At 60.1% G+C, this 19,065-nt stretch carries 13 protein-coding genes; 10 read left to right on the forward strand and 3 right to left on the reverse strand.

What is annotated here, in order from left to right; genetic code table 11:
* Positions 1–39 precede the first annotated feature (39 nt).
* On the forward strand, positions 40–486 hold the full coding sequence (locus DES53_RS31480) for a hypothetical protein (RefSeq protein ID WP_147263747.1): 447 nt from the start codon (positions 40–42) through the stop codon (positions 484–486).
* Between the two features lie 283 nt (positions 487–769).
* The gene (locus tag DES53_RS31485; RefSeq protein ID WP_170157574.1) at positions 770–1,324 is read left to right on the forward strand and encodes a DUF4919 domain-containing protein; all 555 of its coding nucleotides are present in this window, start codon (positions 770–772) and stop codon (positions 1,322–1,324) included.
* Positions 1,325–1,542: 218 nt separating this feature from the next.
* On the opposite strand, the gene DES53_RS31490 is transcribed toward DES53_RS31485, so the two are convergent.
* Positions 1,543–5,355, reverse strand: a complete 3,813-nt coding sequence (locus DES53_RS31490) for a hypothetical protein (RefSeq protein ID WP_113962317.1) — start codon at positions 5,353–5,355, stop codon at positions 1,543–1,545.
* Positions 5,356–5,800: 445 nt separating this feature from the next.
* Here DES53_RS31490 and DES53_RS31495 point away from each other — a divergent pair, with 445 nt between their 5' ends.
* The 3 genes from DES53_RS31495 (at position 5,801) to DES53_RS32670 (ending at position 8,194) form a co-directional block, all read left to right on the forward strand.
* Positions 5,801–6,763 carry a PhoH family protein gene (locus tag DES53_RS31495; protein WP_113962318.1) on the forward strand — a complete coding sequence of 321 codons (963 nt, stop codon included), beginning with the start codon at positions 5,801–5,803 and terminating at the stop codon, positions 6,761–6,763.
* Between the two features lie 270 nt (positions 6,764–7,033).
* Positions 7,034–7,636 carry an NUDIX hydrolase gene (locus DES53_RS31500; protein WP_147263748.1) on the forward strand — a complete coding sequence of 201 codons (603 nt, stop codon included), beginning with the start codon at positions 7,034–7,036 and terminating at the stop codon, positions 7,634–7,636.
* A 9-nt stretch (positions 7,637–7,645) separates the two neighbouring features.
* Positions 7,646–8,194 (forward strand): hypothetical protein, encoded by a 549-nt coding sequence (locus tag DES53_RS32670; protein ID WP_147263749.1) that lies wholly within the window; start codon positions 7,646–7,648, stop codon positions 8,192–8,194.
* Positions 8,195–8,394: 200 nt separating this feature from the next.
* Here the strand turns inward: DES53_RS32670 and DES53_RS31510 are convergent, their stop codons facing one another.
* Positions 8,395–9,879: a DNRLRE domain-containing protein gene (locus DES53_RS31510; protein WP_113962321.1), complete on the reverse strand. Its 1,485-nt coding sequence runs from the start codon at positions 9,877–9,879 to the stop codon at positions 8,395–8,397.
* A complete protein-coding gene (locus tag DES53_RS31515; RefSeq protein ID WP_170157575.1) occupies positions 9,860–10,402 on the reverse strand; it encodes a sigma-70 family RNA polymerase sigma factor in 543 nt (180 codons plus the stop codon). The genes DES53_RS31510 and DES53_RS31515 overlap by 20 nt, the downstream gene beginning before the upstream one ends.
* A gap of 297 nt (positions 10,403–10,699) precedes the next feature.
* Here DES53_RS31515 and DES53_RS31520 point away from each other — a divergent pair, with 297 nt between their 5' ends.
* The 5 genes from DES53_RS31520 (at position 10,700) to DES53_RS31540 (ending at position 18,907) form a co-directional block, all read left to right on the forward strand.
* Complete coding sequence (locus DES53_RS31520) at positions 10,700–11,653, forward strand: hypothetical protein (RefSeq protein ID WP_113962323.1); 954 nt, start codon at positions 10,700–10,702, stop codon at positions 11,651–11,653.
* A gap of 256 nt (positions 11,654–11,909) precedes the next feature.
* On the forward strand, positions 11,910–13,340 hold the full coding sequence (locus DES53_RS31525; protein WP_113962324.1) for a hypothetical protein: 1,431 nt from the start codon (positions 11,910–11,912) through the stop codon (positions 13,338–13,340).
* A 322-nt stretch (positions 13,341–13,662) separates the two neighbouring features.
* On the forward strand, positions 13,663–16,650 hold the full coding sequence (locus tag DES53_RS31530; protein ID WP_113962325.1) for a DUF1553 domain-containing protein: 2,988 nt from the start codon (positions 13,663–13,665) through the stop codon (positions 16,648–16,650).
* 64 nt (positions 16,651–16,714) lie between these two features.
* A complete protein-coding gene (locus tag DES53_RS31535) occupies positions 16,715–18,121 on the forward strand; it encodes a DUF1501 domain-containing protein (protein ID WP_113962326.1) in 1,407 nt (468 codons plus the stop codon).
* 198 nt (positions 18,122–18,319) lie between these two features.
* Positions 18,320–18,907: an acyltransferase gene (locus DES53_RS31540; protein WP_113962327.1), complete on the forward strand. Its 588-nt coding sequence runs from the start codon at positions 18,320–18,322 to the stop codon at positions 18,905–18,907.
* The last annotated feature ends 158 nt before the right edge of the window (positions 18,908–19,065 follow it).

Raw genomic sequence — 19,065 nt, forward strand, 5'->3', positions numbered from 1 at the left:
GAGTCGCGTCAGAAACACCCCGCCCCCAAGCAATCTTCAATGAAGTTGTCCCTCCCCAGAAGGCTCTTCCTGGCCCTTGCCGCGTGTGCCGTGGCGATGTGTCTCCCGCTGGTGCATGCCACGGTGGATGAAGCCCACGACTATGCCATGCAGGCTGCCACGCCCTTCGTGGAGCAAGGCTTCACCGTCCGTGAAGACTACTGGAACGGCGAAGTGGAGAACGCGCAGAAGCTCGCGGTCCGCCACCAGCTCTTCAAAGGAAACGAATACGCCTTCTGGCTCGGTACCGCCGTGGATGACGCGGAGCTGGAGCTCGCTGTCTATGATGTGAAAGGCCAGCCCGTGCACATGGAGCTGAAGTCCGCCAAGAACTACTGCTCCGTGCGGGTGAATCCCCCCAAGACCGGCACCTACACCGTGGTCTTCAGCGTGAAGAGCAAGAAGGAAAAGGGTGTGACCTGGGCGCTGGCGTACGGGTATCGTTGATCGGTGCGCGGTTTCTGGTTCTTTGTTTTGAGTGATGGGTGAATGCAGCCGTGGGGAGCTCGTGCTGACTAGGCAGTCTTGTTGTGTCCGTTCAGCTGGGTGTGTTGGGCTGCGTGGGATTCAACACAGAGGCACAGAGGCACAGAGGAGCTTCGGAGACTGAGGCCGCTTGGTGTGGTCGATGCATTCAGCTGCTGATTCCCATCATTCGCCTGTAAACGGCTTTGTCCCTCACCCCTATTCCCCGTCATTCCGTTCAGTCCCGCGAATCATCTCTGATACCATGGAAGACCTGAAGAAGCTGTTTGTAGAATTCCTTCAAGCTCCGACGCAGGAGAATTTTCTGAATGTGCGGAATGCCGTGCTGGCGGATGCGCAATTCGACCCGTACACGGATGCCATCGACGGTGTGCCGAAGATGATGGAGGCTGGTGAGCTGGAGCAAGCGCTGGAGGTGATGAAGCACGCCCTCTTCCCCCACCTCGTGCTCAGCCCCGGGGCGCACCTGAACATCGCCTTCGTCCTGCACAAGCTGGGCCGGGAAAAGGATGCCGCCTTTGAGCATCACATCTCCCAGATGCTGCAAAAGGCGATTGAGGAAACAGGCGACGGCACGGAAGCGCGCCCCTACCTCGTCACGCGCACCTCGGATGAGTATGACTACCTCTTCGCCCACGAGTTGGAAGCGAAGACCCAGGCGCTCGCGAAGAGTCCGGATGGCAAACACGAGTACGACGTGCTCACCACCACCACAGGCCAGCAGATTTGGTTTGATGTCACCGACATCAGCCGGGTACTTGCCAGACGGATGGAGCGTGCCGGAGAAGCCTCCGAATAGGAGTGGTCCAAACAACAAACGTTCAACGGCTAACTTGGGCTGGGACTGCGACTGCCTGCTGCAGCAAGGGTGAACCCGATCAGTGTCCACATCCGGCGGAAGTTGCCACCGCTTGTGTTGCCCCACGGAAAGAGATTCCGCAGGGTCGTAAGATAGAAAAGGCGGGCTGTCGCTTTCGCTCCAGCCCGCCCATGTGATCATCACCGCGACCGCGCTCCCTACATTGTCACCTTCCGCTTCGTGCTTTCGGTGGTGGTTTTCTCGCCGGTCTTGCCACCCAGCGAATCACGCACGGACTGGCTCCGCTCGAGCTTCTTCTTTGGAGCTTCCTCGTCGACTCCGATTTCAGAGCTGTCATCGAGATCGAGCACGGAAAGGTCTTCATCGTCGACATCGAGGTCGTCCCCTCCCTGCTGTTGCGACTGCACCGTCAGAGGTTCCTTGGGAGTGGCCTTGAGTCCGAGCTTCTCACGCACGGAGATCACACCTTCCTCCTTCTTGATTTGGGCCTGAACTTCCGCACGCGCCAGCTCCGCCTGATCGATCTTCCGCTGCACCTCAAGCATCTGCTCGTCCGTGGGCACTTCGCCGATCTTGAAGTGCCGGGCCAGATTCATGTTGCCCCGCTGATCCTTGAGCTGCTCGATCTGGCTCTTGAGCGCACGATCGCTATCCTTCAGGATCTCGACCTGCTTGCGGTCATCCTGCAGGGATACACCTTGCTGCACTTCCTTCACGGCAGCGCGTAGAGTTTCGAGCTGCTTTTCGATTTGCTCGATCTCACCATCGACACCCTTCGAACCATGCTTGAAGAAGGCCTTCACATGGTCGCCGGCGCTCGGATTGTTTTGGAGCTGGGCCTTGCGGGCTTCCAGCTTGTCGATCTCGTTCAGGGCGGGACCTTCGCCACGCTCCAGGCGGACGACCTGCTGGCGCGCCTTGGCGTAGCTCTCCAGGTCACCGGAGAAAGCTTTCTCGCTCTTGGAGTTCTTCATGAACTGCAGGCCCTGGCCGTTGGTGGCCTTGACGGAGCAGTCCGGGTTCTCGGAGAGCAGCTTGTAGATGTCTTTGACCTCCTGGGGCAGATCATCGGGGATCTTCTTTCCGTCATTGGCAGGGTCACGCAGGAAGGTATCGATGCGGGCCTGCAGGGAGCACAGGTCGGCCACTTCGTTCATCTGCTTCTGACCCTCGCGCACGAAGGTGTCCAGATTTTGGAAGACCTCCTTCGCCACGTCGCTGGGCTCGGTGCTGGTGACCGGCATGCCGACGTTCTTGCTGATTCTGGCCAGTGACTTCGTGAGGTCTTCGATTTCCTTGCGTGCTGCGGGCGTGCCCTCGGCTTCAAGCTCGGCGATGAGATCCACGAACTGGGTCTTGGCATGGACGAGACCGTCGAGAGCCTCCTTGTTGCCCGCCACTTCGCGCAGGGCCGTGGCCATTTCCTGAGACGGACCGATGCCGTCATAGTCGCGCCAGAGTTTCGAGGGGTCACCACCCAGCTTTCCACCGCTGACCTTCTCACGATTGAAGAAGTCCAGGATGCGGTTGTTCTCAAAACGCACGCCGCCACCGCCGGTCATCTTGCCGCCGGGAGCGGTGATGAGTTCGTTGAACGCATGACCGAAGTCGATGCGGCCCACGCGAGTGCCACCCACGTCGATCATGTTGCCGGGGTTCACGTCATGGTCACCCATGAGCGCGGAGAGGGCGATATTCCGCCGCACATCCTGCGCTGCCTCATCCTTCAATGCCAGCACGCCGGGGCCCGTGGATTTTGTGGGATCCAGCGTGATGTAGGCATGCTTCTTCTGCTTGCCGTTTTCATCGATGATGGGGGTCTTGCCATTGCTGTCCTTTGGAAGAAGAGCCAGCTTGGGATCGATGTCCTGCATCTCCCTGCGATAGCGGTCATCCAGGTCGCCCTTACCGCCCTGCAGGTACCGTGAGGTCACCTTGGGCTCGTGCGTGTGTTCGTCCTGGCGGAGCAGCACGTCCGGGATGAAGTCGCGGTTGTCTTCACCCACGACCGCCTTGGAAATGTTCGTGGCGATGACCTCACCATAGTTCTCATGGTTCAGGCCGCTGGACTTCAAGCGGCGTCCGAGACCCGAGTGGGCGATGGAGCCCTTGAGCTGGAAGTTTTCACCCTCCACCTTCACGCGGCCGCTGCCCGTGGCGCCGCCGGCACCCACGACCTGCTTTCCGCGGAAGTCCTCAAAGGATCCATAGTGCGGCTCGCCGGGTTGCGGGGGCTTGGGTCCCAGCCGCATCTCGGGATTCTCCACATTGTGCTGGGCGATGACCCAGAGGTCTTCCTTCTGGTCATCCACCAGCTGCTCGACGCGCTCATCGATGCTGCGCTCAAGGTCGCGGATGTCCTGCAGGATTTCCAGACGCTCCTGCTCCAGCTCCCGGCGCGCCGAGGTGGGTCCCCCCTTCGGAATGGCGCCGAGCGTGCCGAGCACACCGGGATTTTTCAGCTTCTCAATGTTCGCCTCCACCTCGTAGAGGCGGGAAGTAAGCTGGGCAAACTGCGGAGTGTGCATGCTGGTAAGCTGCTGCTTCTCCTGCCCACGCAGATTCTCGGTGAGGCGCGTGAACTCCGCGAAGTCTTCGTCGCGAATGGCCTTGCCCGTGGAGTTGAGCTGCACCTTCAGGCTGTCGAAGCTGTGCTTCTCACCCGTTCCAAGGGCAATGTTCTTTTCACTGACGTGCTGCTCCAGGGCAATGGTGCCAATGTAGGAAGTCTTCCCCGTGGAGGAGAGATGGGTACCCGTGACGGTGTCGACGGTCACCGCCGTACCCTTGTAGGAGTCCATCTCACTCAGCTCACGGAGGGAGGACTCCGTCTGGTGCATCACCGCTTCCGTGTATTCCTTCCCGGTGAACTGCTTCACCACGCGACCTTCCCCGCGCAGCGTCTGGATGTGCTGCTGCATCTCCTGCAGGCGCTTCACCGAGCCTTCGATTTCCTCGTGCGTGAGCTTGCCGCGGGCGCCATCCGGCGGATAGCCCACGTTGGAGAGGGTCTCGCGCAGGTCCTCCGGGCGCAGGCTTTCAATCTTGCGCGCCGTGTCCTCATGCATGTAGCGCGGCAGATTCTTTACAGGGAAGTTGGGTGCCCCCTGCTGCTCCAGCATCTCGCTGCGATCCATCTGGGGAAAGGCGAGATCGTTGTCGATGCCGCGCACCTCGCCCGTCTCGGGGTCGATGAAAATATTCCCCGCATGGCGGTCGACCTGACCCGTGATGTAGTCCAGCGCCTCCAGGTCATAGAGTCCCTTCTGCACATTGTGCGAAGAGTAGTCGATGTCCATGAAGTAGGTGTGGCCGTTGGGCAGGTTGCCCATGGTGCCGAGACCATCCACCTGCACGCTGATGCCGATGGGGTGTCCATCACCATCCATGCCGAATTTCTCCTGCGCCAGGCAGCGGGTGCCAAGCAACTGGTCCACGGCAGAGCTGGCCACCGCGCGGGAGAGCAGGTGCACATCCTTCTCGCCAATCTCCAGCTCCAGAGTGTCGATGTTCATGAGCGGCCGGGAGATCAGCGGCTGCGCCGTGGACATCGTTGTCTCCTGGTCCTTCAGCCTCGTGGAGATGTTGACACACTTCGCGATGGCCTCGTCCTGCGCGTGATCGGGAAGCTGGGTGACAATGGAACTGATGTCGAAGTCCGGCCAGCCTTGCTCGATCTTCTTGCTGAGGTAGCTGACTCGCTCCTCCAGCTTCTGGCGTTCCTCCAGCCCGAGTTCCTCAGTTTCCAGCTTGTGCTGGGCTTCATCGCGGATCTCCACGAGGCGTGCCTGAGCTTGCTGGTTGGCAAGATCGCGCTGGCCGAGCAGCACCTGGCGGACGTCATCCACTTCGCGTTTGGCGATGCCCCGGGTCTCCCCGCCATCACCCAAGGGGCGCTCGCGCCGGCTCTGGGCTTTGAAGGTGACGCTGGCCTGTCCCAAGTTGTCGCGGTCTTCGAGGTCAAAATCTCCGCTGGGGACGATGTCTGTGGGTTCGTTGGGGAGTGGCATGATGTGGTAAAAATGATGATGCTGAAAATTTGGGATCCCGTTAATGGAGATTTCGGAAGGAGCGAGTGAAAGTTACGCCACGAGAAGTGGAACCAGCCCCGATTTAGCGCGTTTTTGAATGGACCCTGAAGAGGCTGGCGATCCCAAAGTCCATCTCCCCGCCAACAGCTTCCATTTGCGCTTCCTCCATTGCTGTGTAAGATGCGGCACCATGAAGTCCTGAGACAGTTGTGGGTGCCAGATGAGCGCCCAAAAATATTTGAGCGGATCCGGTCCATTGTACCGTTGTGGCTGTCTTCAGTTTTTGGCAGACTGATCGTATCTGGCGGATGGTGGGCTCCCCTGCACTCCTGCCACCTACCTTCCACAGAGATGCGTTGTGCCCTGCCGGCCAGCCGTTCTCCCGCGATTCAGTTTCAGACCATTCTCATTTATTCCCTGTTCCATGCCCTCAGTTACTCTTAATTACGAAACCCCTCAGTTTCTCCACTCCCTCCTCGGTGACGACATCACCCAACTCCGTGCGTTGCAAGACGCCTTCGGCATTCGCGCGACCTCGCGGGATGGCTGGGTGAAGCTGGAGGGCGACCAGAAGGACATCGAGTCCGCCAAGGATGTCTTTGTAGAGCTCGAAAAAGTCCGCCGCAATGGAGGGGATATCACACCGAACACCTTCCGGCTCATTGTGGACAATGCACGCCAGCCCTGGAGCGACAATCCGGCGGAAAATCTCATGGAGCTCAAGCTGCTGGGCACCGGTCGCAAGCCTCCCGTGATCGCAAAGACGCGTGGGCAAATCGAGTACATCCGTGCGATGAAGGAGAACGAGGTCGTCTTCGGCATCGGTCCCGCCGGCACGGGCAAGACGTACCTGGCCATGGCGCAAGCCCTGCATTCGCTGAAGGAGAAATCCGTGCAGCGCATCGTGCTTACTCGCCCTGCGGTAGAGGCCGGTGAGGCGCTCGGTTTCCTGCCCGGCGACCTCAATGAAAAGGTCGCCCCCTACCTGCGCCCGCTCTATGACGCGCTCTATGAAATGCTGGAAGCCGACGAAGCGGAAAAGCTGCTGGAGCGCGGCATCGTGGAAATCGCCCCGCTCGCGTACATGCGAGGTCGCACACTGAAGGGGTCCTTTGTGATCCTGGATGAAGCGCAGAACACGACGACGGAGCAGATGCTCATGTTCCTCACGCGCCTGGGCGAAGGCTCACGCTGTGCCGTCACGGGTGACCCCTCCCAAGTCGACCTGCGCCGAGGCGTGCGCTCCGGCTTAAGTGAGGCAATTCAAGTGCTGCCCGAGGTGAAGGGCGTGCGCTTTGTCCGCTTCGAGCCCGCAGACGTGGTGAGGCTGCCCGTCGTGCAGCGGATCATCGAGGCGTACCGGGTGCATCGGGGGGCGGGTGACTAACCGGTCGGTGGTCCGCACACTCCGTGTGCGGTCAGGACGTTTGGCATGGCTTGGTGATGAACCAAGCCACTTGCAGCACGCTTGTCTCCCATGCTGATGTGATCCGATGCACCCACGTCGAGTGCATTCTCTGGATGTTTGGCACCTTCACGGAGCTTATCACCCACTCTGACCGCACACGGAGTGGGCGGACCACCAGAACACTTTCGTGAGAAATTCACGCCAGCTTCATTCATCATTCACGAAGCTGCGGATACTGCCCGCATTCCCATGAAGACCCTCCTCGAATTCTCACGTGAACTGGCCGCGATTGGTCAGGCTGGATTGACGTATTCAAAAGATCCATTCGACAAAGAGCGCTTCATACGACTCCGCCAGATGGCGGGTGAGCTTCTCGAGATGCACGCAGGCGTGCCAGACTTTCGCTGGCCCGATGAGATTGGCTATCCCACGCCGAAGGTGGATGTACGAGGCGCCATCTTCCAGGGTGCACAGGTGCTGCTCATCAAGGAAACCGCCTCAGGCTTGTGGACGCTGCCCGGCGGCTGGGCGGATGTGAACAGCAGTCCGAAGGAGAATGTGGAGCGGGAGTGTCTGGAAGAGACAGGCTATGTGGTGGAGGCCACAGTGCTGACCTCCATCATCGACCGGGATCGTGCAGGATATCCCAGGCACGCGAACTCGATTTTCAAATTGTTCTTCCTATGCGAAATCACCGGTGGTGCACCCACGACGAATGTGGAGTGCAGTGCGATCGAATTCTTTGATGTGGCAACGCTGCCGGAACTGGATCCACATCGGGCAAGCCGGGAGGATATTGAGCGGGCGTATCAGGCGTATCAGGATGGGAGTGCGGGGTCGCACTTCAATTGAGGCCGATTGATGACCAACGTTGTCTTACCACACAACCAAGAGAAAATGAACCGTCGCAGATGGCACAAGCTGTCGTGCCTTGTAGCGGCCTCCTATGGGATTTGGCTCCTAACGGGATTTACTCTGCCCATTTCTTTGCAGGAAACGCCTGACTATTCATACAAGTGGTCCTCTGGAGAGACACGGCATCCACTCGAACAGTTTGATTTTTCCCAGGGAAATTGGCGAGCGGTGATAGTGCTCTCTATAAACGAACGCAGCGACAAACCATTTGGCTATGCGTATGGCAATGTGCTTTGCACTTCCGATGTTGCGGTGCTGAACCAGCTTCGTGAGGTGCGCTTCATCGCCGGTGAGTCTGATGTATCAACAGTCACCAGTGGATTGTATCTTCTCAAGGACGGCAAGCGCATGTTTGGCACCGGCATCGTCCTTGAAGAGGTGAGCGAAGGAATGCAGAGCCGTGACTTTGGTTGGATTGCTCCGGTCGATGTAGGCGCATTGCACAAAGTGTGCGGACAATTCAGTCGTTCGTGGTTGCCGGTGGTGTTTTATTAGGTAGTTGCAGGACGCAGCACGCAAAGTAGCTTCGGCTTCAGCCGAATGGAATCGTCTCCTGAGTTTGCAACGTCACGCGAGTCCGGCTGAAGCCGGAGCTACTTTGAGTCGAGTATACTTTCGCGTTGCACGCAAGAATCGACATGCGGCCTGGAAAGGCCGCGCTCCTCCTCGCGAAGGGACTCGCGAGCTACGTTGGGCTACCGCACCACCATCCGCAGCGTCGGAGGCCGCAGTGAGGGATGCCTGTTTCCCGCAAAGCCGTGCACCACGCTGCCGCTCTTGGTCTCGGTGGTCTCACGGACGATGACGAGGGTGGCCAGGCGGTTGCCATCGCCTTGCAGAAACTCAGCGAGCTCCGGTGTCTTCACGGTGAAAGCGCCATCCAGCACGCCTTGGGGCATGGTGAAGGAGCCGAGCTTCACGGCCTTGTCCGGCAGCACGTTGCCGCCGACCACGTCATTGGCGGGAGCGTTGTCCCAGTTCAGGGAAGACTCCTCCCAATAGTCGAGGCTGTTGTCCGTGACGCCGTATACGGTGAAGACGGCGTCCGGCAGGTGCGAGGCGAAGCCCCAGCCGGTGGGCTCGAAGGTGAGCGTGAGCGCAGCTTCCGTGATGTCACGCCCCTGCACGGCAGCGAGGTCGAAGGCGAGCCAGGCCTTGCGACGGCAGGCCGTCTTGATTGGTGTATGCTTGACCAGCAGCAGGGTGTCTGAGAAATGCTCCTTCGTGTCGGGGCTGAAGGCATAGCCTGCTTTGCCACGGCCATCCGCGCTGGTGATGGTGATGGTATTTCCGCTCAGCGGCTGGGCGGCGCGACGCGCACGAGGCAGTTCTGTTTCCGGAGCATCATCCACCGTGGAGAGACCGGAGAGCTCCTCCTGGCTCACGCTGGCGCCCTGCTTCGTGAGCAACTTCAAACGCTGGCCGCTGGTCTGGTGGAGCAGTTCCACCTCGCCGTCGAACACTTCAACCGTAGCCGCGCCATCTGGTGCAGCGCTGATGCCGAAGTCGGTGCCATGGTCCACGAGCTTCGCATTCGCCGTCTCCACCATGAAGCCCACGGCAGGAGGCGGTACATGCGCCGTGAGAGCACCGCGATGCAGGTAGCACTTGTCCGCATTGATGATCTCCAGGTCCGCCGGTCCCTCAAGCGTGACTCGCGCGCCCTTCTGGAACTCGACAGTCGCCAGCCCCGCAGCGAGGCGAAGCCTGCCTTGCGAAAGATTCGCGCCCACCTCCGTGGGAAGCGTGCCGCTGTCCCAGCGCACGCCCTTGGAGTCCACGAGCTTCGCCACAAAAACGCGACGTTCACCGGAGGCATTGCCCTGCCAGTGGCCAATCCCCCACCCTGCCAGCAGAATGGCGATGCTCGCCGCGGCGGCGAGTGCGGCGGTGGTCCAGCGGCGCTTGTTCAGCGCAGGCGCCGCGGTCATGGACTTCGGCAATCCAGTGATCGCGGAGGCCATGTCCACCACTTCCGAGAGAGGCACGTCCTTGAGGCGCGCTTCCTTCAGCACGGCGTGTATCTGCACATGCTCAAGGTACGCACGGCGCGCGTCGGCGTTGTGGATGACGAGCGACTCCAGACGCTCGCGATCGGCGGCGGTGAAGTCACCATCGAAGAGGCGGTCGCAGAGGTCGAGCACTTCGGCCCGAGGGTCGTCAGGCGGCGGGGTAGTCATGGTCAGGGAGACGGTTCAGAGATTTGGTGACGCACTCGTGCAGCACATGGCGCACGCGGCTGAGCTGGCGGTAGAGAGCGGCGACGGTGCGCTTCAGCTTGTCCGCCATGGCTTCGAGGGAGAGACCTTCCGAGTAGCGCAGGTGCAGGACTTCGCGGTGATCTTCAGGCAGCTTCGTGATGCACACCTGCAAAGCCTTCTCACGCTGCTCGAAGTGATCGGCTGACGTTTCCTGCTCGCCAGCCACGGCATTAATGAATTCATCGCTGAAGTCGAGGCGGTCACGCTTGCGGCGTTTACGGTACGAGAGCACCTGGTGGAAGGCGACCTTGCGCGACCACGCGGCGAAGTTCGTCCCAGCCTGGAACTGGCCAAAGGCACGCCACATGCGCACCTTCGCCTCCTGCAGGATGTCATCCGAGTCCTGCGCATGCGGGACCAAGGCATAGACATACGCGCGCAGCATCCGCTCGTGGCGGGCGAGGAGGAAGACAAATTCTTCAGCGGGGTCGGGCGTGCTCATGAGAGACAAGGTCGTGGGCGCAAAAGGGGATCATGAACTGTAGTCCATGCATTGGGAAAATGGACAAGGAAAGTGCAGAGCTTGGGTCAATACCGGTCATACCGGCGTCACACCTGCAGAAAACGTGCACCCATCAGAAAATCATGAAAATCAGCCCCTTCCCGCACGAGACCTCCTCTTGCTCCATCCAGTTCGATGGCTCCATCATAACCTCTATCCCAAGATACCGATCTCTCCAATACACCCCTTCATCAAGCTACATCATCGGGTGACCACGACACCAAACCCACCATCCCCATGTCGAATACTAATCCAGACGCGCCACTCGAGGTAGCCATCATCAGGGCGAAGACTCACGAACTCTATCAAAATCATGCGCAGGTAAAACGGCTGCAGGGAGCCGAGGAGAAGGCCGCAGCAGAGTACGCGGATGCGGCGGACAACCTGAGCATCCTGCGCAAGTCGCCGCAGAATGACCCCGCTTACAGGGAAAAGAACAAGAACGGTAGCCTTGGAATGAACGGCTCTGAGTTCGACCAAATGCTGGCTCACTGGGTGAAGCAGGAAAAGGACTGCAGAGAAGCAGCCGAAAAGATCGCATCAGAACTCGGCCAGACGCAGCGGGAGATTGTTCGTTTGCAGACGGAACTCGCCCAGTTGGGCGAAAAGCTCCATCAGCGGAAAGAAGCCGCGGAAGTGGACGCCATCCAGGACGACCTGGGCATCGACTTCGACGATCTGAACAAACAGGGTAAGAGCACGGATGACCTGCTCCAGTCCACCGCAAAAAGCACCCAGGCACACCTGGAAACCAACGTGACCCAACAGGCCAGCACCGTGGGCCGCGTACAGAAGGACATCGACCTCTGCAACGATCTGCAAACCAAGCTCCAGGCGGAACGCGCCGCGCTGAGTTCCGGCGTCATCGACCGCGTGATGAACTGGAGGAAGATTTCAGAAATCGACAAGAACCTGAAGGATGTCGCCTCCAAGAAGACGGATCGCGAGTCGATGCTCAAAGTGGCAAAGTCCGAGCTGGACAAGGCCACTACGGAACTGGAAGCGCACACGAAGACCTTCGGTGTGAATGACGGGGCCAAGGTCAACAATGTCGGCACGCAAGCCCACATCAACTTCCATGGCCATGGCGACAAACAGCAGCAGGGTAAGAAGGTGACTCTGCCCAATACAGGTCCGAGCATTCAAGAGATGACTCAGCTCGGGCCCAAGGCGCCACACGTGCACAGGTAAGGTGAGGGCAGGTGCGAACGTGCCACACCCTGGACGTGTGCGAGCGAGAGCATGGTGCTCCGCTGCATCCGCGCTGGTGAGTTTCAAAAACTTCACCGTATTCTCATCGGATTGACTTTCTGCTCATTACGGCTGGAGCATTTTCTCCAGAGCACCGCCTCCTGAGAGGCTGTCGTAACCCTGCGGCCAGAATTCCGTTTTCCCCCTTACGGCTCCTTCGTCACTGGAGGTCAAGCCAAAAACACCCCCAACGACCATGCCTGCTACCAACGACGACCCTACAGTACCCCAAGCCCCCATCCCGCCCGAGCTGCAAGGTCTCAATGGCGAACTCTCCAACCTCGCGCTCGATTTTGGCAAGCGCCAGCACGAATTTGCCCAGGTGCCTTCTCAAGCCGGAGAACTCGACGGAGTCTACCAGCAACTGATGCCCAAGGAGACCGGGAATCCCTTCGCGCAACCGAAGGACACCACCTCTCTTGCGTCCAAGATGAAGGACATCACGGACAAGATGGACTACTGTCAGAAGGAAATGGCTTCGTGCCAGAAGCTCATCGAACAAAGCAGGCTGGCCAATGCGGGGACGAACCCTTCCCTTTCTGATATTCAAAAGGAGGTGGGCAAGAAGGTCGATGCACTCAAGGAGCTGAATTCCGAACTGCAAGGCAACATCAATGTGGCGAGAAGGGCCGCAGATCCCTGGGAGGGCATGCAAAGCGTGGAGCAGCGCCTTTCGCTTCAGGTGAAGGGGGAAACCCAGATCATGGAAGGCTGGAAAAATGACCTCGCGAAGGTAAACCAGCGGGAACAGGACCTGACGGCTCGCCGAGACAAGCTGAGCTCCAACCCCATCAGCAAGCTCTGGAACCGGAATGAAATCTCCAAGATCAACAAGGAGTTGAATGACTCGATTCCCAAGCAGCAGGCCGGGCTGAAGGAGGGGATCGACAGCTCTCAGAAGAACATCCAGAACGCGCAGGCGGGCCTGGGCAAGCTGGCCGAGGCGCAGGCCCAGCAGCAGGCGTTCATGCAGGCCCAGCAACAGATGCTGCAACAGCAAATGATGATGCAGCAGCAGATGCTTCAAATCCAGCAGCAGGCGCTCCAGCGCACTTTGGAGCAGGTGAAGCAACTGACTCCGCCGCAAGTCCTGCAGGGACTGCGTGACCAGGCGCATCAGGAGGTCATGCAGCAGGGTCCGCAGCGGACGCTCTCCCCCGCCGAGATGCGGCAGGCGCAGCAGCAGAGCGAGCAGCTGTTTCAGCAGAAGCTCCTGCAGCAGGTGCCGCCGGAGACTTTGTTGCAGCTCCAGAATCAGTCATTGCAGCAGATGCTGCAGGAGGGCCAGCAGCAGCAGATGCAGCAGGCCTGGAACAAGTACATGGCCCAAAATCCCGGGGCCATGGGTCTACAGAACTCGACCCCCACGAACATTCAGCGAATGGCTGATGGACACATGAACGTGGGAGAGGCCGCACACCTGTCCCATGGAGGGCACGGGATGAAGGATGGCACGCAACAGCCCCAACAATCGGTCGACAAGCCGAAGCTCGGTCCGCAGCAGCACGAGAATGTGGGCGAGAAGCTTCACCTTGGGCTCCATGGGCATGGAGACAAGAGCTCAAAGAGCCATGAGGTGGGTGCTCCGCAGCATCAGCTTGGGCAGGGGGTGCACCAGAAGCGTTGATCCACAGAGAGAGTCACACGCAAATGGGGGCAGGAGTGCCCCCTCAGAGTGCGGCGAGGTCCATCTCTACCGCCTTACCCTTTGGCGCGCTCAAGAAAGTAGCTTCGGCTTCAGCCGAATCAGGAGCGGGTCGCAGGATCCCAACGCATAACAGGTGCCCACTCGGCTGAAGCCGAAGCTACTTTGGGGAGGCGGCCAGCTCCTTGTGAAGCGAGCCCAGGCGCATTCACTCCTCAAAAAAAGCTCCCCAAAAATTCCATGTCCAAATATTGGGAAAGAGGCACTCGTCAGGGTGAGTTAACCAATTTCGCACTCACCGCCGATGCCGCTCGCCATCGCCCCCCCCATTTCCTCTCGTCGTGCGCACCTGTCCTCCACGTTGCGTGGCTGGCTGGCGTGCACAGGTGTTGTCGCCGCTGTTGCCGCCACTGGTGCTGAAGCCGCACCTGCGGAGGACGGCATGGCGTTCTTCGAGAACAAGGTGCGTCCACTCCTCATCGAGAAGTGCTACAACTGCCACGCCCCCGAGCACAAGGTGAAGGGCGGCCTGCGCCTGGATACCAAGGAGGGCACGCTGACCGGGGGTGACTCCGGCCCCTCCGTAGTACCCAAGGAACCGGACAAGAGCCTGCTCCTGCGCGCAGTGACGTATGAGGACCGCGACCTGAAAATGCCGCCGAAGCAGAAGCTCAGTGCGGAGGAGGTGGACATCATCCGCCAGTGGATTGCCATGGGCGCGCCGGATCCGCGTGAGGACAAGGTGACCGCTGCCGCGGAAGGTGGAAAGAAGGGTCCGCAGGTGGGTATGAGCATCGAGACAGGGCGGGAGTTCTGGTCCTTCAAGCTGCCCGTGAAAACAGAACCACCCAAGGTGAAAGACACCACATGGGCAAAGACGGACGCGGACCGCTTCATCCTCGCGAAGCTGGAGGAGAAGAAGCTCAAGCCTGCCTCCGATGCCTCCACGGATGTGCTGCTGCGCCGGGTGTATCATGATCTGGTGGGCCTGCCACCCTCGCCTGAGGATACCGCCGAGTTCCTTCGCAATCCGGATGTGAGCAAGCTGGTGGACAAGCTCATGGCCACGCCGCAGTTCGGCGAGCGCTGGGGGCAGCACTGGCTGGATCTCTCACGCTTTGCAGAGTCGAGCGGAGGTGGCCGCACCTTGCCCTTCAAGGATGCGTGGAGATTCCGCGACTATGTCATCGAGAGCATCAACAAGGATGTGCCACTCTCGCGTTTCATCACCGAGCAACTGGCGGGTGACCTGCTGCCGCATGCCGATGCCGAGGAACGCCGCCGACATCTTACAGCCACCGGCTTCCTGGTGCTGGGCCCCACGAACTACGAGGAGCAGGACAAGGGCGTGCTGCGCATGGACATTGTGGATGAGCAGCTGGATACGCTCGGCCGCAGCTTCATGGGCATGACCATGAGCTGTGCCCGTTGCCATGATCACAAGTTCGACCCCATCCCTGCGGCTGACTACTACGCCATGGCCGGCATTCTGCGGAGCACACGCACGCTGAAGAACTACACGGACAACGTGGCGCACTGGATTGACTCCCCTCTCCCGCTGGACGGTGACCAGGAAACGCGGATGCTGGCGAAGGAAACGAAGCTCGCCTCCATGGATGCCGAACTCGCTGCGGCCAAAAAGGCGCTGAAGAAGCTGTCGCCCAAGCCGGTGAAACTGCAACGGGGTCAGCCTGTCGACATCGATGACCTGCCCGGCATCGTGGTGGATGATGCACAGGCGAAGCGCGTGGGCACGTGGAAGGAGTCCAACAAGTATCCCTCCTTCGTGGGCGAGGGCTATGTGCACGATGACAACACGGGCAAGGGCACCTGCACCATCACCTTCTCCCCCACCATTCCGAAGGCCGGTCGTTATGAAGTGCGCCTCGCCTACATGGCGCTGGTGGATCGCTCGAAGAAAGCACCGGTGGCCATCCTGCACGCTGATGGCGAGGACACGGTGTACGTGGACCAGAGTGAGACACCGCCCATTGATGGACGCTTTGTCTCGCTGGGACAGTATCGTTTTGAGAAGGACGGTGCAGGCTATGTGCTGCTCTCCAATGAAGGCACGAAGGGCTTTGTCACTGCAGATGCCGTCGTCTTCATCCCCGTGGAGGAGCTGGACAAGGTTGGCAGCGAAGAGAAGGCGCCCAAGGACTCCAAGCTGGTGGCCATGGAGACCAAAGTGAAGGAGCTGGAGAAGGAAATCAAAGTCACCCGGCGCGATGGCCTGGTGCGTCCCGAGGCCATGACGGTGCTGGATGACAAGAAGCCCGAGGACTGCGCCATCCACATTCGTGGAAGCATCCGCAATCTGGGCCAGGTGGTGCCACGTGGCTTCCTCACGGTGGCTGTGCATGGCGACGCGCCGAAGATTCCTGCGGATCAAAGCGGTCGTCTCCAGCTCGCCGAGTGGGTCACCAGCGATCGCAATCCCCTTACCGCGCGTGTGCTCGTGAATCGCGTGTGGATGCATCTCTTCGGTGATGGTCTGGTGCGCTCCGTGGACAACTTCGGCACCACAGGGGAAAAGCCGAGCCATCCGGAGTTGCTGGATGCACTGGCCATTCAATTCATGCAGGATGGCTGGAGCCTGAAGAAGCTGGTGAAGCAGCTCATGCTCACACGTGCGTACCAGATGGCGTCCATCCCCAGCGCAGAGCAGATGAAGGAAGGCCTCGCCGCAGACCCGGAGAACCGCCTGCTGTGGAAGCAAAGCCGCCGCCGCGTGGACGCGGGCGTGCTGCGCGATGCCATGCTCACCGTGAGCGGAACGATCGACATGACCGTGGGCGGGCCCAATGTCCTCGCCGACTCCGTGGATTCGAACAGCGGTGGCGCGCAGAATCTGGAGTACGGCTACATCTACACGGACACGCGCCGCAGCGTGTACACGCCCGCCTTCCGCAACAAGCGGCTGGACCTCTTTGATGCCTTCGACTTTGCAGACATCAATCAGCCCATCGCGAAGCGCAACACCAGCACCGTGGCCCCGCAGGCGCTGTACATGATGAACCATCCCTTCGTCATCGAGCAGAGCCGCAAGGCCGCCGAGCTCATCATGCAGCGTGCCAGTGCCACGGACACGGATGTGGATCTCGTGAACCGCGTGTACCAGCAGACGCTGGGCCGCCAGCCCGCTGCCGGCGAGCTGAAGCTGGCCGCGCAGTTTGTAAAGATCAATGCGCATGCCGCCTCCGAGGAGGAACTGGCCAAGATGAAGCTGGAGAACTGGGCGCTGCTCGTGCAGACGCTCTTCGCCAGCGTGGATTTCCGTTATGTGAACTGAGACGAGTAAGAGTCGAGACAGGTACCGCCACCACCGCAATCGCAGCCGCCCACCAAGCCGCCCCATGATCTCACGCCGACATTTCCTGCAAACCTCCGCCTGCGGCTTTGGCTCGCTCGCACTTTCCGCGCTCGCCCATGGAGCCGCCAATCCTCTCGCCGTGCGCGAGACACATCACGCCGCGAAAGCGAAGCGCGTGATCTTCCTCTTCATGGCCGGTGGCGTGAGCCATGTGGATTCCTTCGACTACAAGCCGCGCCTGCTTAAGGACGATGGCAAGATGATGGACTTCAATGATGCGCGCTCCGTGGCCAAGACCGGCTCCGGCGCCTCGCAGCGTGTGATGAAGCCGCTGTGGGATTTCAAACAGCACGGGCAATGCGGCCAGTGGGCCTCCAGTCTCTTCCCGAACATGGCGGAGATGGTGGATGACCTCTGCTTTGTGCAGGGCATGCACACGGAAGGCGTGGCTCACGGACCTGCAACTCTCTTCCTCCACACGGGCTCGACGAATTTCATCCGCCCCAGCATGGGCTCATGGGTGAGCTACGGACTGGGTACGGAGAATGAGAACCTGCCCGCGTTTGTGAGCATCAGCCCCAGCCTGAGCAACGGGGGGCCGCGCAACTATGGCACGGCATTTCTGCCTCCGGTGTTCCAGGGTACGGCGCTGGGTCGCGCTGGCGCTCCCGCGGCCGAAGCGAACATCAAGAACATCCGCAATACCATGCTCACTGGTGAGCAGCAGCGGAAGCAGTTTGACCTGCTGCGCTCGCTGAATCACGAGCAGCTCCAGCGCTCCGCGGTGGGCGGTCAGGATGCGGAACTCGAAGCCGTGCTGAACTCGTATGAACTCGCATGGCGCCTCCAGGGCAATGCGCCGGAGACGCTGGACATCACGGGCGAATCCGAGGACACGCTGAAGTTGTACGGCATCAATGAAAAGCCGACGGACAACTTCGGTCGCCAGTGCCTCATGGCGCGTCGTCTTGCGGAGAAGGGCGTGCGGTATATCCAGGTGAACTACACCGACAATTCCAACAACCCCGCATGGGACCAGCATTCCAATCTGCCGAAGCATGGCGAGCATGCCGCCGCGGTGGACAAGCCGATTGCAGGCCTGGTGAAGGACCTGAAGCAGCGTGGCCTGCTGGAGGATACGCTGGTGTGGTGGGGTGGTGAATTCGGTCGCACACCCTACGCCGAGCGCAATGGCACAGGTCGCGATCACAATCCGCTGGGCTTCACCCAATGGCTCGCCGGCGCCGGTGTGAAGCCGGGCTTCAGCTTCGGCGGCACGGATGAGTTCGGCCACTTCGCCGTGGAGAACAAGGTGCACATGCATGACATGCACGCGACCATCCTGCACCTGCTGGGCCTGAACCACGAGAAGCTCACGTACCGGTATGCAGGAAGGAATTTCCGTCTCACGGACGTGCACGGGCACGTGGTGAAGGAGATTCTGGCGTAATGTAGCTCGCGAGTCCCTTCGCGAGTTTTGTGCCTCGAATAGCGTCCAAAGCCAGGAACCGTCCCAAGGACGCGCGACACTCACCCCCATCTTTCGTCGCTCAATACCCTCGCGAAGGGACTCGCGAGCTACGTTGGGGGGCTGCGCCCCATCTGATTTCAGTTGCCCCGCTCCCCTCCCCGTCGCAAACGAGGAGGCATGGAAGCAGCTGGCAAGCATCGTCTCATCAACTCCCTACTCCGTGCGCCCGCGGTGGTGGCCTCGCGCCTGCGCATCATCTGGCTTCGCGCGCTGGGGGCGCACATTGGGAAGAAGTGCTGGCTGCGGGACATCTGGGTGCCACGCAATCCTTGGGACATCCATCTCGATGAAGCGGTGGCGGTGGACCGGCATGTGACGCTGGTGGCCTCGGGCGGGCCGAAGGAGGAGCCACGCATCTACATCGGCGCGCATACGTATGTGAACCGCTACACCATCATTGATGCGCATGAGTCGATTCGCATCGGGAAGGACTGCTTGATTGGGCCTTCGTGTTACATCTCGGATGCGGACCACAGCTATGCCGCAGGCAAGCTCATTGCGATCCAACCGATGGCGAAGGCACCGGTGGTGATTGAGGATGGGGTATTGTTGGGCGCAGGAGTGACGGTACTCAAAGGCGTGACCATCGGCGAAGGCGCGGTGATTGGCGCGGGCGCCGTGATCACGAAGGATGTGCCGGCGAACGCGGTGGTGAGCGGTGTGCCGGGGAAGGTGATGGGAATGAGGCGAGTGGCGGCGGAGTAAGCAGTAAGCAGTAAGGGAGGACATGAGGGATGACGAGGGGCTCCCGAAAGTAGTTTCGGCTTCAGCCCAATGCCATGAAGGAAAATGCGGGGTATTTTACCATGGTATGAGCTTAAACTCGAAGTGACCATTGCGGGAGGAGCGCTCATGGATACGTG

Origin of the sequence: Roseimicrobium gellanilyticum, assembly GCF_003315205.1 — a bacterium.
GTDB classification, from domain to species: Bacteria; Verrucomicrobiota; Verrucomicrobiia; order Verrucomicrobiales; family Verrucomicrobiaceae; genus Roseimicrobium; species Roseimicrobium gellanilyticum.